The organism is Pseudomonas sp. 22490 (genome assembly GCF_052044465.1).
Classification (GTDB): domain Bacteria; phylum Pseudomonadota; class Gammaproteobacteria; order Pseudomonadales; family Pseudomonadaceae; genus Pseudomonas; species Pseudomonas aeruginosa.
Genome location: NZ_JBQENS010000009.1, coordinates 1 through 16,086, shown reverse-complemented (window position 1 = coordinate 16,086; position 16,086 = coordinate 1). Strand labels below are relative to the sequence as shown.

Below are 16,086 nucleotides of genomic sequence, written 5' to 3'. Positions count from 1 at the left end.
ACTCCTCATTCGCCCGCTTCGGGCTTGCGGCGGCTGCGCGGCTTGGCCGCCGCCGGTTTTTCGCTGGCGGGCCGCGCCGGGGACGCGGCCCTCGGCTTGCGCGGCTTGGCGGCCGGCGCTTGCAGCAGGGCCGGGGTTTCCTTGGCGGCCTTGGCCCGACCGCGGGTCTTCTTCGGTGCCGCCGCGGCGGCTTCCGCTTCGGCCAGTTGCCGGGCCATGGCCCAGTGGCGTTCGGCCTGGCCGTCGGGGCAGCCCTCGGATTCCCAGATCTGGTAGGCGAACTCTCGTATGCGTTTTTCGTCGGCGCTCATGGGGTGTCCTCCTGGGCGAGGCGGTAAAGCAGGTTGACGGGAAAGTCGGCGAGCACTTCGGACAGGCTCAGGTGCCCGTCGCTGGGCAGCGGCATGGTGGAAAACAGGCCGCTGTAGGTGCATTCGGAGAGACTCGGCGGCAGCAGCAGGCAGGTGTCGCCCCAGGCCTCGGCCGGCACCTGCGGCTGCGTGGCGTGGCCGAGCAGGGCGCAGGCCAGGCGCGGGACCACCACCAGCAGGCAACCGTGACGACTGCGCCGGGCGAAGGCCAGGACCCGCTCGGCATGCTCGCCGCTGACCTCCAGGGGCAGGTAGTCGCCGTCGCGGAACAGGCCCGGCTGCATCCGCCGCAGCCCCAGCACGCGGGCGATCAGGGTCTGCTTGATGCGACCGTCGCGCCAGTGCTCCAGCAGTTCCGGGAAGGGCGTCGGCGCGGCCAGGGCGGCGGCGTGCCGGGCGAAGTCCACCGGCCTCCGGTTGTCCGGGTCGACCAGGCTGAAGTCCCAGTCCTCGCGCCCCTGGTAGAGATCGGGGATACCCGGGCAGGTCAGGCGCAGCAGGCATTGGGCGAGGCCATTCAGGGCCCCGGCCGGCATCAGTCGCGCCGCCGCGTTGCCCAGCGACTGGCGCAGGGCCTGGGCCAGCGGCGCGCGCAGGAGCTGTTCCAGATAGTCGGCGCAGGCGCGCTCGTAGTCTTCGTCGGGCGCGGTCCAGCGCGTGCGCAGCTTGGCTTCGCGCAAGGCCTTGCATTGCCATTCGCGCATCCGCGCGAGGAACGCTTGGTCCAGGGCGGCGCCGTCGCAAGGCGCGTCGAGCGGCCAACTGCCGAGCAGGGCCTGGAACAGGATCAGCTCGTCGCCGGGACTCGGCGCCGGCCCCTCGGCGAGGTCGCGGCGCAACGGCGTGGCCAGGCTTTGCCAGTGCTCGACGTTACGCGCGAACCAGGGCGCCAGTTCACTGAGCGCCGCAAGACGGGCGCGGGCGTCCTCGCCGCGCTTGTGGTCATGGCTGGCGGTGGCCAGCAGGGCGCGCGGGCTGGCCAGGCGCCTGGCTTCGCAGGCGGCATGGAATTCCTCGGCGGAAGCGGCGAAGCGCTGCGGGTCGAAGCCGACGTCGTTGCGCGAGAGCAGGGCCGCCGAGCGATAGCAGGCGGTATCCTCCACGGCCTTGGCTGCGGTCGGCGAACTCAACTGCTGGAAGCGCGCCAGCAACTCGCCGCGCAGGCGCCGCAGCGGACCGGGCGGCAGCTCGCACAGCGGCTGCCCGCCGAGCCAGCGTTCGAGATGGTCGAGGACCGCCCGGTCGGCTTCGTCGAGATCCTCGCGGGCCGCCTCTGCGGCATAGCGGAACACCTCGCGATCCTGCACCGAGCGACCGCAGGCCCCGGCGTAGGTACGGTAGACCGGAAAGCGCGCGAGCAACTGGAACAGCGCGCGGCGGATACCGCCCAGGGTCAGGTCGCGGCTGGCCAGGTCGGCCCGCGCCACCCGCAAAAGACCCTGGGCGAGGTTCTCCAGGTCACCGGCGAGGCTTCCCGCCAGGACCAGTTGGCGAGCCTGGTAGACCTCGTCGAGAAACGCCTCCGGGCGTCCGCTGACCCGCTGCCAGAGTTCGCGCAACGGTCGTTCGCCGCGCGGATCGTGCTGCAACAGGCTGACCTGGTTCATGAAGTCGTAGCCGGTGGTGCCGTCGCACAGCCAATCCTCGGGCAGGCGCTCCTCGCCACCGAGGATCTTCTCAACGTACAGCAGCATCGGCGCGCCGCCGCGACGGGCGCGGATCCGCTCGCTGCGGCGGCGCAGGCGTCGGCAATAGCCGCGCGGATCGGCCAGGCCGTCGACGTGATCGATGCGCAGGCCATCGAGCAGACCGTCCTCGAGCAACTGGAAGACCTTGCCGTGCACGGCCTCGAACACCTCGCCGCGCTCGACCCGCAGGCCGACCAGTTCGCTGATGTCGAAGAAACGGCGCCAGTTGATGTCGTCCGCCGCGGTGCGCCAACTGGCCAGGCGGTAGTGCTGCGCCTCGAGCAGGCGGTGCAGGCGTTGGCGAGCCTCCTCGTGGCGTTCCTGGAGTTCGCCCAGCGTGCGCTGGAGGGCTGCGCGCGGAGCGCTCTCGGCGAGCGCAGCCGCCAGTTGACGCTGCATCTCGCGCAAGGCCTCGCGGTCCTGCCGGCACTCGCGGAAACCGCCGGCCAGGGCTGACAGGCGCGGCTCGCCGCTGTCTTCCAGCAGCTCCGGGTAACTGCCCGGCCAGAGGGGGAAGCGCTGCTCGCCGTGGCTCGCCAGCAGGCGGCCGGCCTCGCGGTCCAGGCTCAGGCCGATCTCCCCGGCAGCCAGGACCTCGCCGTAGTCGCTGCGCAGGAACGGCAGCAGCACCTGGCCGCGCAACGCGGCGTCGTGGGATTCCCACTGAATGTCGAAGAAACTCGCGTAGGGACTCTCGCGCCCCCATTCGAGCACGTCCTGCCACCAGGGATTGGCGCCGCCGCCGATGCCCATGTGGTTCGGCACTATGTCCATGAGCAGGCCCATGCCGCGTTGCCGCAGCCCCTGGATCAGGCGCAGCAGCGCCGGCTCGCCGCCCAGTTCCGGATTGATCCGGGTCGGGTCGACCACGTCGTAGCCGTGGCTGGAGCCGGGCCGCGCGCGGAACAGCGGCGAGGCGTAGAGATGGCTGATGCCCAGGTCGGCGAAATAGTCCAGCCAGGGCAGGGCATCGTCGAGGGTGAAGCCGGCGTGGAATTGCAGGCGCAGGGTAGCGCGGGGCTCAATCATGGGCGGCCTCCTCGGCATCCCGGCGGCTGCGTTCGAGCAGGCGCAGGCGCCGGTCGACCTGCGGCGTTCCGAGCATCTGCGCGGCGTTTTCCGGCCAGCGCCGCCGCCAGTTCGGGTGGGCGTCGCCGGGGCCGGGCAGGTTCGGCTGCTCCAGGCTGCCCAGGGCGTCCTCCAGGGGCAGTAGCACCAACGGCGCGGGGGTTGCCCCGACATAGCCGATGCAGGCGTCCAGCGGTACTTCGGCGGCGGGGTCGGGATCGACCGGCGGTTCGAGGCTGGCGGCCAGGGCCCGGCGCTCCTCGGCGCGCAGTTCCAGGTCGGCCGCGCATTCCTCGGCGCTGCGGTGTCCGGCGCGGCCGCGCCAGTGGATGTCCTGGCCCCGCCACCAGCCGGACAGGCTCGGCAGGTCGTGGGTGCTGGTGGTGGCCATGGCGTCCGCCGGCCATTGCGCCGGGGGCACGAAGCGTTCGCCGCGCCGCTCGAAGAGCAGCACGCGGGTACCCAGCACTTGGCGGCGTGCCAGTTCCTCGCGCAGGCCTTCGGGCACGGTGCCGAGGTCCTCGCCGATGACCAGCGCCGAGGCGCGACTGGCCTCCAGCGCCAGCAGGCGCAGCAGCTCGCGTTGCGGGTAGCGCAGGTAGGCGCCGGCGTGGGGCGGCTGGCCGCGCGGGATCAGCCAGAGACGTTGCAGGCCCATCACATGGTCGATGCGTAGCCCTCCGGGCCAGGCCAGGTTGGCCCGCAGCATCTCGCGGAATGCCCGGTAGCCGTGGCGGCGCAGGCCTTCGGGATTGAACGCGGAAACGCCCCAGTCCTGTCCGGACTGGTTGAGGATGTCCGGCGGCGCGCCGACATTCACTTCGGCGAGCAGCTCTTCCTGCCGCGACCAGGCCTGGCTGCCGCCGCCGTCGGCGCCCACCGCCAGGTCGGCGACCAGACCGATGGCCATCCCGGCCTCGCGCGCCTGGCGCTGGGCATGTTGCAGGCAACGTTGGGTCAGCCACTGGCCGAAGGCACGGAAGTCCACTTCCTCGGCGTGATCGGCGCAGAACGCGGCCACCGCCGGCTCGCCGGGGCGGCGCAGCGGCTCCGGCCAGCGTCTCCAGTCGGGGCCGGCGCCCAGGTGCGCCTGCAGGGTCTCGAAGCGGCAGTGGTGCAGCAGGGCCTCGCCGGCTTCGCGGCGGAATTCGGCGAGGTCGTGGCGCAAGGGACTGGCGCGCTCGGTGAAGTCGCGGTGGAGTTGGCGCAGCAGGCGCATGCGCAGGTCCGCCGCCGCTGTCCAGTCGATCAGCTCCAGGCTCTCCAGGCGGGCCATCTCCGCGGCCAGGCCGGCGCGACGGATCGCCTGTTCCACCGCCGCCGCGCCGAGAATGGTCGCCGGCGCGGCGTGCAGGACATTGAAGAACAGCCGGCTGGACGGCGAGTAGGGGCTGTAGGCATGTCCGTTGGCCTCGGCCAGGGCGTGCAGCGGGCTGATCGCCAGCGCGTCGGCGCCATGCCGCGCGGCGCTGCGCAGCAGGTCCTCGAGGGCGGCGCTGTCGCCCAGGCCGCCGTCGCCGGGGCGGCGCAGGGCATAGACCTGGGCGGCCAGACCCCAGCGACGCGAGCGACCCGGGGCGAGGCTGGCCAGGGACGGGCAGCTCGGCGGCGCCATCGCCACCGCCCATTCCCGCTGCTCCAGCGACAGCTGCGCATAGCCGCTGCGGGCCTGCGCCGGCAGGCGGCCTTCGGCGTCCAGGCGCAGGGCGATCCGCGTGCCGTCCTCGTAGACCAGCTCGCCCGGGGTGCCGGCGGGGCCGAGCGCTTGCTCCAGCGGCTGGCCGCATTCGCCGACCAGCAGTCCGAGGTTGGCGCTGTCCTCGCGCAGCCGGGCCAGCGCGGCCAGGCTCTGTTCGATCTGTTGCGGACTCTGCGCCGGATAGCCGAGTGCTTCCAGCAGGCCGCGCTGGACCTCCGGGTCGACCCGCTGCGGCCGTCCGTTGGCGTCCTGCCAGTCGAGTTGCAGGCCCACGGCGGCGGCCAGTTCGGCCAGGCGTGCGTCACTCATGGGCGGGCTCCAGGCTGACCGCGATGCTGCGGGGACTTAGGCGGCCGCGGCGATACTCGGCACAGGCGAGGTTGTCGAGGAACAGCACCCAGGTGGCGGCCGCCGGCGGCTCGACTTCCGCTTCGAGCGGAGAAGGGTTGAAGTCGATTCGCCAGTCACTGCCGTCACCGAGTCGCCAGCGCGCCGACAGCGCGGCGCCGGCGATGGTGGTAACGCCCAGCGAACGGGCGCCGCGCAGGCGCGGGATCAGGTGTTCATGACGGATTTCCAGCAGTTGCCGGTAGAAGCCGCGCCAGGCCGGGTCGCAATCGGCCAGGCCGGGACGCGAGCGCTCGAAGGTCTCCACCGCGTTTGGGTCGGGGAGCGAAGCCAGGATGGCGCCCTCGCCGAAGCGGCCGAACTCGCCGAACTCCTTGCGTCGTCCCTCGCGGACCGCGTCCGCCAGTTCGCCCTGGTGATCGGTGAAATACAGGAACGGTTCGCGCGCGGCGCATTCCTCGCCCATGAACAGCAGCGGAATCATCGGCGCGAGCAGTTGCAGCGCTATCGCCAGGCGCAACGTCTGGGGTTCGGCGAGGACGCTGAGACGCTCGCCGAAGGCGCGGTTGCCGACCTGGTCGTGGTTTTGCAGAAACAGCACGAAGGCGTCCGGCGCCAGGTCGGCACTCGGTTCGCCGCGCGGCCGGCCGTGGCGGTTGGCTTCGCCCTGGTAGACGAAGCCTTCGGCCAGGCAGCGCGCCAGGCAGCGTAGCGGCTCGGGGTAGTCCTGGTAGTAGCCGTCGTTCTCGCCGGTGAGCAGGACGTGCAGCGCATGGTGGCCATCGTCGTTCCACTGTGCGTCGTAGCCCTGGCGCAGCAGGCTGGCGCGGTTGTCGTCGTTCTCCAGGACCAGGTGCACATGGCGCTCGGGGCCGGCGGCGCCGCGCAGGCGGCGGGCCATCTCGACGAGGAACGCGCTATCGGGAATCGCGTGCACGGCATCGAAGCGCAGGCCGTCGACGCGATAGTCGAGCAGCCACATCAGGGCGTTCTCATAGAAGAACTCGCGGACTTCGCCGCGACGGAAATCGATGGCCTGGCCCCAGGGCGTCTGCCGGTCGTCGCGGAAGAACGCGGCGGCGTACTGCGCGAGGTAGTTGCCGTCCGGGCCGAAGTGGTTGTAGATCACGTCGACGAAGACCATCAGGCCCATGCCGTGAGCGCTGTCGATCAGATGCTTGAGTTGCTCGGGCGTGCCGTAGGCCGACGCCGGGGCGAACGGCAGCACGCCGTCGTAGCCCCAGTTGCGGCGACCGGGAAACTCGCCCAGCGGCATCAGCTCCACGGCGGTCACGCCCAGTTCCACCAGGCGCGGAAGGAAGCGCTCGACCTCGGCGTAGGAGCCGAACAGGCCGACGTGCAGCTCGTAGATCACCGCTTCGTGCCAGGGCCGCCCGCGCCACTCGTCGACGCGCCAGGCGTAGGCGCCATGGTCCAGCACCTGGCTGTGTCCATGCACGCCGTCGGGCTGGAACTGCGAGGCCGGGTCCGGCACCCCGGGGCGACCATCGATGCGGTAACGGTAGCGGGTGCCGGGCGGACAGGGCAGGGTCGCCTCGAACCAGCCGCTGTCGCTGCCTTCCAGCGGCCAGTCGCGGCCGTCGGCGGTCTCGACCCGGACCTCACGGGCGTCCGGAGCCCAGAGGCCGAAGCAGGTCCGGCCGTTGCCTTGGAACTGGGCGCCGAAGCGGCGCCGGATCGCCATCACTGGCGTACCCCGCGCAGGGCCGGAGCGGTATTCCTCAACAGGCGCCGGTACAGGCGGTTGTAAGGCTCCACCGAGTCGCTCCAGAACATCGGCGCGGCCATCGCCTTGCAGCGCATGGCGTTGAGCAGCGAGGGACAGTGGTAGACGTTGATCGCGCGCATCACCGCATCGAGGTAGCTCTGCGCGGTTTCCTCACGGAACAGGAAGCCGGTGACCCCGTCGACGATGGTATCGGCGAGGCCGCCGGTGCAGCGCGCGATCGGCAGCGAGCCGAAGCATTGCGCATAGAGCTGACTGAGCCCGCAGGGCTCATAACGCGAGGGCATGAGCAGGAAGTCGCTGCCGGCGTAGATACGGCGGGCCTCGGTCTCGTCGAAACCGATGTGCACGCCGACCTGGCCGGGATGACGCCGGGCGAGTTCGAGCATGGCCTTCTCCAGGTTCGGCTCGCCACGGCCGATGCTGACCAGACGGCCGCCGGCCTGGAGCAGGGCATCGCTGATCTCCAGGGTCAGGTCGATGCCTTTCTGCTGCACCAGGCGCGAGACCACCGCGAACAGCGGCCCCTTGCCCGGCTCCAGGCCGAAACGCTCCTCCACGTAGCGCGTGTTGGCGCGCTTGCCGGCCCATTGGCGGGCGCTGAAGCAGGCCACCAGGTGCGGATCGCAGTGCGGCTGCCAGCTATCGTCGATACCGTTGACGATGCCGCTGAGCTGACGCTTCTCGACCTTGTACTTGAGGATGCCGTGCAGGCCGCAGCCGTATTCCGGGGTAGTGATTTCCTGGGCGTAGGTTTCGCTCACAGTGGTGATGTGGTGGGCATGGGCGATGCCGGCCTTGAGGAACGACAGGCGCCCGTGGAACTCCATGCTTTCGTGGCTCAGCGCTTCGTCGGGGAGGCCCAGTTCGGCGCTGCATTGCAGGTCGCAGAGGCCCTGGTAGGCGAGGTTGTGGATGGTAAACAGGCTCGGCGTGCGCACGCCGTTCCAGGCCATGTAGGCCGGCGTCAGCGCCGACGGCCAGTCGTTGGCGTGCACCAGGCCCGGTTGCCAGCCCTGGGCGCCGCGTCCACCGGCGATCTCGGCGGCGGCCAGGCACAGGCGGGCGAAGCGCAGGTGGTTGTCCGGCCAGTCGTTGCCCTGGTCGTCCATGTACGGCGTACCCTCGCGCTCGTAGAGCAGCGGGCAGAGCACCAGCATGACTTCCAGGCCGTCGTCGAGGGTCACCAGGCCGATCTCGCAGGGCGGGATCGCCGCCCGGCCGGGCAGGCTGCCGATGATCCGCAAGTCGCGGCAGCGCTCCAGCACCTGGCGATAGCCGGGCAGCAGGACTCGCACCGAATGCTCGCGCTTGAGGACCCTCGGCAGCGCGGCGGAAAAGTCGCCGAGTCCGCCGACCTTGACGAAATCGCTGAGCTCGGCGGTAACGAAGAGTATCCGATCCCTCTGTTGCGGCGGGTCCTGCGGGTGCAGCAGCGACGGAAAAGCGGTCAGTACCGCGGGTTCTTCCAGGCAAACGCCTGCAACAGAATGTCCCATGTCATCCTCCGGTCGTACGTTGTCCTTGGCGTTGGTCGGTCGGACTCCGTCGCGCCGTGGCATGGGCGAAGTCCTTGCTAGGGGTGACCGGAGGGGAGCGCCGGAAGTTTAGTTTTTTTTACCGGCGGCTCGGCTTTCGAGAAGCCGCGCCAGGGGGTTGCAGGCGAGACGACGGGCGCAACGGGTTGCCGAATGCAAGGCTCGGCAGGGGCTTTCTTGCAAATTGCAAATATCAATTCGCCGCTTTGTTTTTCAACCTATTGATTTATAAGAAATTAATTTTCAAGAAGAATTGGTACGCCTTCTGCTCGAAAGGGATGCGCCTGATTACCGGCGTCAAAGAATCTGATGAGACAGGAGGCCAGCAATGCTAGATACCGATGAAAACGTGGTTGAGTACCTGGAAGAGCATTTCAAGGATGTGCGCGTCAGTTGCGAACCTCGCCCTGACGGCGCGTTGCTGGTGACCTTGCGTAATAACCAGGGCAAGCGCCTGATGAGCCGGGCGATCTCCGGCCAGGAGCAGAGCAGCCCGCTGTTGCTGAACCAGGTGCTGGAACGCATCCGCCGGGACCTGATCATCGACCAGGGGCCGTTGCAGACGCGCGACAGCGACTATTTCCGCAAGCGCATCGACCTGCTCACGTTCCGCGACAGCGACAACCAGCATCTCACTCATCGCAAGGTCCTGGTCGCCGGCGGCAAGCTGCGTACCATGAGCCTGGCTCGCTGAGCAGGCTGTTTCAGCTCCGGGTCGGTCAGTCGCCGACCCGGCCTTCCGACGCATGGTCCGAACCAAATCCGTCTTCGCCCCCTCCATCTAGAAGTCATCCCTACGATGGAGGCGGACATGCGTTTTCCCACTTCTGCATCATCGGGCGCGACAGCGACCACTCCACGCAACCCCTCGAGGGATCCGGACGAATATCCGGTTCCTGACCACGAAAGCCACGTCCCCCAGGAATTCCCGGAAGAGATTCCGATGGAACAGCCCAACGAAGAGCCCCTCTCGCCCATACCGGAGCCCTGAATGCCCGGTTTCCATCCAGGAGGAGCGGAACATGAGCGCAGACCCTCGGCAGAGACTGGTGGTGGCCCATAGCGTCGATCCCGCGGCCGCCGAACATGAAGTGCAGGGCAACCTGGCCCTGGCGCGCTGGCTGGCGGAAGTCCAGAAGCTGGAGTTCGGCGGCCGCTACGAACCCGAATTGCACCAGCGAGGCCCCCTCTACCTGGTCCCGACCCGCACCCTGGTCGGCAGGGAGACCGCCGTGCGCCTGGGCGTGAACAGTGACGAAGATCTGCTCGGCGGTTTCGTCGAGCACGCGTTCATCGCCGGCAAGGCCATCGTCCATCCGCTGCCGCGCGGCGGCGTGGCGCCGGAAGGCTGGAACCCGCTGTTCGCGGAGAAGGTCCGCGACGTCGTGCTCAACGGCGTCAGCGTCTTCAGCCTGGCCGACGCACACCGCGCCGGCGCCCGCCTGCTCGCCGAAGGACCGGTGCGGGCCAAGCTGGCGGAGGCCTGTGGCGGCCTCGGCCAGTACGTGGCGCACGACCTCGACGAACTGGACGGCTGGCTCGGCGGGCTGGAGGAGCGCCAGTTGGCGCAGGGCCTGGTACTGGAAGCCAACCTGGACGGGGTCGTTACCCATAGCGTCGGCCAGCTCCGGGTCAACGGCTTCCTGCTGAGCTACCACGGTCAGCAGCACCAGACCCGCAACGCGCGCGGCGAACTGGTCTACGTCGGCTCTGACTTGCTGGTGGCGCGCGGTGGCTATGCCGAGCTGCTGGCCCTGGACCTGGCCCGCGAGGTGCGCCAGGCCATCGAGTACGCGCGGATCTTCGACACCGCCGCGGCGATCTTCTTCCCCGGCTGCTTCGCCTCGCGGCGCAACTACGACATTGCCCAGGGCCGGGACGGCAACGGTCGGGAGCGCTTCGGCGTGCTCGAGCAGTCCTGGCGGGTCGGCGGCGCGAGCAGCGCCGAGATCGCCGCGCTGGAGGCCTTCCGCGCCGACCCGGGACTGCCCGCGGTGCGCGCCGCGTCGTTCGAGATCCACGAAGACAAGCGCCTGCCGGACAACAGCCGGGTGATCTATCGCGGCCCCGACGAACACGGCGACTTCCTGCTCAAATATGCGATGACGGGGGAGGCATGACGGCGAACAGCGAACGCATCCGCATCGGGGTCGGCGACGACCGGATCGAAGGCACCTTCCTCAGCCCCCGGGCGAAGGTCCCCGGCGTGCTCTTCGTGCACGGCTGGGGCGGCAGCCAGCAGCGCGACCTGAAGCGCGCCCAGGGCATCGCCGGGCTCGGCTGCGTGTGCCTGACCTTCGACCTGCGCGGCCACGGCGCGGAAAGCGGGCGCCAGGCGCTGGTGACGCGCGAGGACAACCTGCAGGACCTGCTCGCCGCCTACGACCGGCTGGTGGCCCACCCGGCCATCGACAGCGAGGCGATCGCGGTGGTCGGCACCAGCTATGGCGGCTACCTGGCGGCGATCCTCAGCCAGTTGCGCGCGGTGCGCTGGCTGGCCTTGCGGGTGCCGGCGATCTACCGCGACGAGGATTGGCTGACGCCCAAGCTGCTGCTCGACCGCGAGGATCTCAGCGAATACCGCAGCAGCCTGATCCCGGCCGCCAGCAACCGAGCCCTGCAGGCCTGCGCGGGATTCCGCGGCGATGTGCTGCTGGTGGAGTCGGAGTTCGACAGCTATGTGCCGCACTCGACCATCATGAGTTTCCGCGCCGCCTTCCAGCAGACCCATTCGCTGACCCACCGGATCATCGACCACGCCGACCATGCGCTCAGCAGCGAGGCGGCGCAGGACGCCTATACCTCGATCCTGGTGGACTGGATCACCGAGATGGTGGTCGGCGAACGTCTCAGCATCACCCCGGCCTACGCCACCATCCATCCGGCTTTCTGAACGCTCCGCGACGGCGAGCCTCCCACCTTCCGTGGGCGCTGGTTGCTGCCCACGTTCCGTGCCGGCAGGCGCCGGCGCCGACAGACGCGAGAAATCCCGGACAGCTCCGGGCCAAGGAGAGCGAAATGAACCAGACCAACCTCGACGACACCCTCGACGTACTCAACGACCTGCTGCAAACCAGCAAGGATGGCGAGGCCGGTTTCCACGCCTGCGCCGAGGACCTGCGCGACCCGCAGTTGAAGGCGGCGATGCTGGAGCAGAGCCGCGACTGCGCCGCGGCCGCCGACGAGCTGGAGCGGATCGTCCTGGAACTGTGTGGCAAACCCAAGGACAGCACCAGTTTCGCCGGTGACCTGCATCGGCGCTGGGTCGACCTGAAGTCACTGGTCACCGGCAAGGACGAAGAGGCGGTGCTCAACGAATGCGAGCGCGGCGAGGATGTCGCCAAGCACCGCTACCAGGCGGCGCTGGAAAAATCGCTGCCGGCGGAGATCCACCAGGTGATCGAGCGCCAATACCAGGGCGTACTCCGTCACCACGACCGGGTCCGAGCCCTGCGCGACGCCCGCGCCTGAGCCGACCCCGCGAGGAGGAGCGCGCCATGAGCCAGTCCCTGGCTTTCCTGCTCATCGGCCTGGCCACGCTGGTGGGTTTCTACGACCTGTGGGCCTTCGTCAGCGTGTTCCGCAGCGATCGCAGCGTGAATTCGAAAGCCCTGTGGTCGTTGCTGATCGCGGTGCTGCCGGTGCTCGGCGTGCTGATCTGGGCGGTCGCCGGCCCGCGTGCGGCGACCGCCCGTCCTCGCGACTGAACTCGGCGGAGGAACGCGCGCTCAGCCAGAGAGAGTGCCGGAGCACTCGGATAACAAACCGATGAGGAGCGACCATGAACGCCATCGAATTGCTGGTCCATGACCACGAGACCGTGAAGAAACTGCTCAACGAACTCAGCGAGACCACCGAACGGGCGCTGAAGAAGCGCAGCGAGCTGCTGGGCAGGCTGGAGCTGGAACTGATGCTGCACACCGCCATCGAGGAAGACATCTTCTATCCGGCGATCAGGGAAAGCGGCGGCAAGGAAGAGCTGAAAATGTACTACGAGGCCAAGGAGGAACACCGCACGGTGGATTCCCTGGTCCTTCCCGACCTCAAGCGCACCCGCCCGGATACCGTGCAGTTCGCCGGCCGGGTCAAGGTGCTCAAGGAACTCCTCGAACACCACATCGAGGAGGAAGAGGGCGAACTATTCCCACGCGCCCGGCAATTGCTCGACGCCGCCGCCCTCAAGCAACTCGGCCAGGCCATGCAGCAGCACAAGAAAGAGCTGAAAGCGCGCCTGGAAAAACGGGCGGCCTGAGGCATGCGCGAAGAAGACCGCGCCTTGCTCGAGGAACTCCTGCTGGCACGTGGCCCCGGTGGCCAGGAAGACGAGGTCAGGGCCATCTGCCAGCGGGAACTCGAGGGCTGTTGCGACGAGGTCGGCAGCGATGCCGCCGGCAACCTGGTCGCGCGCATCAGCCCGCCGCACCTGCCGCGCGAGCAGGCGCGGCGGGCCGCGGTGCGGCTGCTCGCGCACCTCGACGAGATCGCCATGATCGTCAAGCGCGTCGAGGCCGACGGTACCCTGCGCGTAGTGGCGCTCGGCGGCGCCCAGCCGGTGAGCTTCGGCGTCTGTCCGGTACAGATCCTGGCCGGCGAGGCGGTACTCGACGGCGTGCTGTCCTACGGCAGCATGCATGCTACCGGCGAGTCGCCGCAGGGCTCCGACGTGCTCTCGGGCGCGGTGCACTGGCGCGACGTACACGTGGTCACCCGGCGCAGCGCCGAGGAGCTGGCGAACCTGGGCGTGCGACCGGGTACCCGCGTGGTGCTCAACCGTCTGTGGCGGCGCCCGTTGTACTTCCAGGATTGCGTCGCCGCGCACTTCCTCGACGACCGCGCACCGCTGCTCGCAGTGCTCGGCGTGGCTCGCGAGATCGCCCGGCGCCGCGATGAGTTGCACGGCGACCTCTACCTGGTGCTCACCACCATGGAGGAGGAGAGTAACGCCGGCGCGCTGTTCGCCGCGCGCCGACTGCCGGGCGACATCAGCATCGCGGTGGAAGTCGGCCCAACGGTAGCCGAATACGGCACCCGGCTGTGCCGCGACCCGATCGTCAACAGCGGCGACTCCAAGGGTTATTACAGCCGCCATGTCACCGACCGCCTGTTGCGCGCCGCCGAACGCTGCCAGTACCAGCCGCAGGCGGCGCTGCTGGTGGACTTCGCCTCGGACGCCAGCGCGCTGCTGAGCCACGGCGAGGCCGCGCAGGTCGGCTGCATCGGCATTCCGACCGAGAACACCCACGGTTTCGAGATCGTCCTGGAAGAGGGCATCGAGGCTTGCCGGCGGACGCTGGTCGAGTTCCTCGTGCAACCGCCGGACGACGAAGCCTGACCGATAACCGAAGCAAGGAGAATTCCATGAACGAATACCTGCCGACTTCGACGGCCAATGGCCTGCCGCACAACCTGCAGCGCGGCGAGCGACTCGCTTCCATCGGCGCCGGACTGGTCCTGGCCGGCTTCGGCCTGGCCCGCGGTGGCTTGCCCGGCGCCTGCAAGGCGGTCGCCGGCGGCCTGCTGGTCAGCCGCGGGTTGAGTGGGCATTGCCATGTCAAGGGCCTGCTCAATGAACCGCGGGAAGAGTTGCAGTTGCTGCGCGAAGAGGTGCAGCACCTGACCCGCCGCCTGCAGCGCCTGCAGGAGCGCCAGCGCGACGACTCGCGGCAGGACGCTGCGCTGGACGCCGAACTGCCGCCGAACCTGCCGTGATAGCCATGGGCCCTGCGCCTGGCGCAGGGCCCATCGAAGAGAGGAGGGCGAGACGATGGCCAGCCATCTGTTCCTGATCAGCTACATCCTCGACGACCAGCCGATGACCTGCGAATTGCACAGCGAGGCGGATACCCTCAGCCGCGAGGAGGCCCGCCGCCACTTGGAGGCACTGCATCGACCGCACGACGCCGAGGCGATCAGCGATATCCAGGTCAGCAAGGTGGAGCGTACCCATGAACCGGGCACCACGCCGGGACACTACCAGCAGCCCTGACGGCGGGAGGGGGAAAAAGAAGGGGGGAGGGGCTCAGCCGGTGCCGGTCTGGAGTTCCGCCTCGAACTCGCCGAAGCGCCTGATTTCCTCGCGCAGGTTGAGGATGAAGGCGCTGAGGTCGCTGAAGCTGCTGCTCTTCAGGAAGTCGCTGTTGGGCACGATGTAGAGCGCGCCGTGGGGGCCGTCGACGCGGCAACTGATGGTCACCGTGAAGTCGGGGTTCAGTTGGCACTGGCAGTCGTGGTCGCGCAGTTCCTCCTCGAGGATCTTCTTCAGGTACAGGTAGGAAAGGTTCATCTGGTCAGGTCTCCCCAGTTCGCGAAGCGCAAGAAAAAGATCCACTCCGTCCCTGGAGCGGGATTAGCCTGAATCAGAGAGAAACCGTCGATACGTACAACGGTAGGGATAACTATAGGGGGAACCGCAGAATTCGGAAAAAATCGTACGCTAAGCTAACGGTGTTCTCGTGACAGCTCTTTGACTAGGCTTTCTAAGGCCATTCTGATAGCCCTGACTTCCTGAAAAGCCATGGCTAAAATTTGTGCGGCTAAAAGGGATAACCGATGGTAAAGTAAGTTATCCCTGTCGAGATACTGAAAAGCGTTATCCTCGTTTTTCCCAAAACTGTTTTGCCAGTTCGCTCAGAGCGCTAGTTAACTGAGCGACAGATTTCGCACTTTGCAAATTATTCTGCCCGGTCTGTACATTGGTATCAGCAGCATCGCGTATATTGATAATACTGCGGTTTATGTCTTCACTTACTGCTCCCTGCTGCTCGACCGCAGTCGCTATTTGCGCGTTCATGTCGGTAATTTCGTTAACGCGTTGGCCAATTCCATCAAGAGCTGTAGCTGCTTCCTCTGCGTGAGCTACACTCGTGTGCGCTTGCCGACTACTTTGCTCCATGACTGTAACAGCGGATTGCGCTCGCTCTTGTAGAGCGCTGATCATGCTTTGAATATCCGTTGTCGATTGCTGTGTGCGAGCAGCAAGACTGCGAACCTCATCGGCGACAACAGCAAAACCACGCCCCTGCTCACCAGCACGCGCGGCCTCAATTGCTGCGTTGAGTGCCAACAAATTCGTTTGCTCGGCGATCCCTCGTATAACGTCAAGAACTTTTGATATCTCGTTACTTTGACCTTCAAGCTCATGAATAACCTGAGCGGCTTGCCTAATTTCACCTTCAGGGGCAGTGATTGACTGGCTTGTGTGGGCTACCAGACGCTGGCCAGATGCCGTCTCAGTGTCTGCTCTTCCGGCCGCATCTGCAGCATGCTGTGCATTGCTCGCAACCTCTTGAATGCTTGCCGCCATTTGGTTTACTGCCGTTGCTATTTGATCTGTCTCTGCCTGCTGCTCAACTGTAAGTACATTGCTTGACTCAATATCCTTTAGTAGGCCTCGGGTGTGTTCGCTAAGCCGATTTGATGCATCACCTATGCGACCTACTATGGCGCCTGTTTCAGCTTGCATCATTCGTAAAGCAAACTCTATTTGGCCAAACTCATCGGTGCGCCCAGTGTAGAGGGATTGACTTAATGGGTTATTGGAAATATTCCTGGCTCTTTCAACCAGTCTTCCAAGAGGAGAGAGAATAGCCAAAACACTAACAGAGCTTAAGCTTCCTGACATTAAAGT

The 16,086-nt window shown here is 67.4% G+C and carries 16 protein-coding genes; 9 read left to right on the top strand and 7 right to left on the bottom strand.

Translation table 11 applies throughout. The features are described 5' to 3' along the window. Positions 1-5: 5 nt before the first annotated feature. The 5 genes from ACTJJX_RS12125 to glgA are packed head-to-tail and all read right to left on the bottom strand — an operon-like array spanning position 6 to position 8,420. Positions 6-311 carry a DUF2934 domain-containing protein gene (locus tag ACTJJX_RS12125; RefSeq protein WP_003113653.1) on the bottom strand — a complete coding sequence of 102 codons (306 nt, stop codon included), beginning with the start codon at positions 309-311 and terminating at the stop codon, positions 6-8. Then, positions 308-3,088: a malto-oligosyltrehalose synthase gene (locus ACTJJX_RS12120; RefSeq protein ID WP_016851666.1), complete on the bottom strand. Its 2,781-nt coding sequence runs from the start codon at positions 3,086-3,088 to the stop codon at positions 308-310. The genes ACTJJX_RS12125 and ACTJJX_RS12120 overlap by 4 nt, the downstream gene beginning before the upstream one ends. Beyond that, on the bottom strand, positions 3,081-5,135 hold the full coding sequence (gene malQ / locus ACTJJX_RS12115) for a 4-alpha-glucanotransferase (RefSeq protein ID WP_003120183.1): 2,055 nt from the start codon (positions 5,133-5,135) through the stop codon (positions 3,081-3,083). Before malQ ends, ACTJJX_RS12120 begins: the two co-directional genes overlap by 8 nt. After that, complete coding sequence (treZ, locus tag ACTJJX_RS12110; RefSeq protein ID WP_016851665.1) at positions 5,128-6,879, bottom strand: malto-oligosyltrehalose trehalohydrolase; 1,752 nt, start codon at positions 6,877-6,879, stop codon at positions 5,128-5,130. Before treZ ends, malQ begins: the two co-directional genes overlap by 8 nt. After that, complete coding sequence (gene glgA / locus ACTJJX_RS12105) at positions 6,879-8,420, bottom strand: glycogen synthase GlgA (protein WP_003115521.1); 1,542 nt, start codon at positions 8,418-8,420, stop codon at positions 6,879-6,881. Before glgA ends, treZ begins: the two co-directional genes overlap by 1 nt. Before the next feature lie 367 nt (positions 8,421-8,787). Between glgA and ACTJJX_RS12100 the strand changes: the two genes are divergently transcribed. From ACTJJX_RS12100 to ACTJJX_RS12060, 9 genes are all read left to right on the top strand, one after another. Continuing rightward, complete coding sequence (locus ACTJJX_RS12100; RefSeq protein WP_003113659.1) at positions 8,788-9,153, top strand: DUF3509 domain-containing protein; 366 nt, start codon at positions 8,788-8,790, stop codon at positions 9,151-9,153. 328 nt (positions 9,154-9,481) lie between these two features. Next, a complete protein-coding gene (locus ACTJJX_RS12095) occupies positions 9,482-10,579 on the top strand; it encodes a DUF3182 family protein (protein ID WP_016851664.1) in 1,098 nt (365 codons plus the stop codon). Continuing rightward, positions 10,576-11,352, top strand: coding sequence for an alpha/beta hydrolase family protein (locus ACTJJX_RS12090; protein ID WP_003113660.1), 777 nt, complete (start codon positions 10,576-10,578; stop codon positions 11,350-11,352). Before ACTJJX_RS12095 ends, ACTJJX_RS12090 begins: the two co-directional genes overlap by 4 nt. Before the next feature lie 125 nt (positions 11,353-11,477). Then, on the top strand, positions 11,478-11,930 hold the full coding sequence (locus tag ACTJJX_RS12085; RefSeq protein ID WP_016851663.1) for a PA2169 family four-helix-bundle protein: 453 nt from the start codon (positions 11,478-11,480) through the stop codon (positions 11,928-11,930). 26 nt (positions 11,931-11,956) lie between these two features. Beyond that, positions 11,957-12,166 carry a PLD nuclease N-terminal domain-containing protein gene (locus tag ACTJJX_RS12080; RefSeq protein WP_003113662.1) on the top strand — a complete coding sequence of 70 codons (210 nt, stop codon included), beginning with the start codon at positions 11,957-11,959 and terminating at the stop codon, positions 12,164-12,166. Between the two features lie 74 nt (positions 12,167-12,240). Next, positions 12,241-12,711, top strand: a complete 471-nt coding sequence (locus ACTJJX_RS12075; RefSeq protein ID WP_016851662.1) for a hemerythrin domain-containing protein — start codon at positions 12,241-12,243, stop codon at positions 12,709-12,711. A 3-nt stretch (positions 12,712-12,714) separates the two neighbouring features. Further along, positions 12,715-13,791 carry a M42 family metallopeptidase gene (locus ACTJJX_RS12070; protein WP_003088971.1) on the top strand — a complete coding sequence of 359 codons (1,077 nt, stop codon included), beginning with the start codon at positions 12,715-12,717 and terminating at the stop codon, positions 13,789-13,791. A gap of 26 nt (positions 13,792-13,817) precedes the next feature. After that, entirely contained in the window at positions 13,818-14,168 is a 351-nt protein-coding gene (locus tag ACTJJX_RS12065) for a YgaP family membrane protein (RefSeq protein ID WP_003088973.1), read from the top strand. Positions 14,169-14,223: 55 nt separating this feature from the next. Then, positions 14,224-14,445 carry a hypothetical protein gene (locus ACTJJX_RS12060; RefSeq protein ID WP_003113664.1) on the top strand — a complete coding sequence of 74 codons (222 nt, stop codon included), beginning with the start codon at positions 14,224-14,226 and terminating at the stop codon, positions 14,443-14,445. 33 nt (positions 14,446-14,478) lie between these two features. Here the strand turns inward: ACTJJX_RS12060 and ACTJJX_RS12055 are convergent, their stop codons facing one another. Then, positions 14,479-14,787 carry a hypothetical protein gene (locus tag ACTJJX_RS12055; RefSeq protein WP_003144276.1) on the bottom strand — a complete coding sequence of 103 codons (309 nt, stop codon included), beginning with the start codon at positions 14,785-14,787 and terminating at the stop codon, positions 14,479-14,481. Positions 14,788-15,048: 261 nt separating this feature from the next. After that, positions 15,049-16,080, bottom strand: a complete 1,032-nt coding sequence (locus tag ACTJJX_RS12050; protein WP_074183340.1) for a methyl-accepting chemotaxis protein — start codon at positions 16,078-16,080, stop codon at positions 15,049-15,051. Between the last annotated feature and the right edge of the window lie 6 nt (positions 16,081-16,086).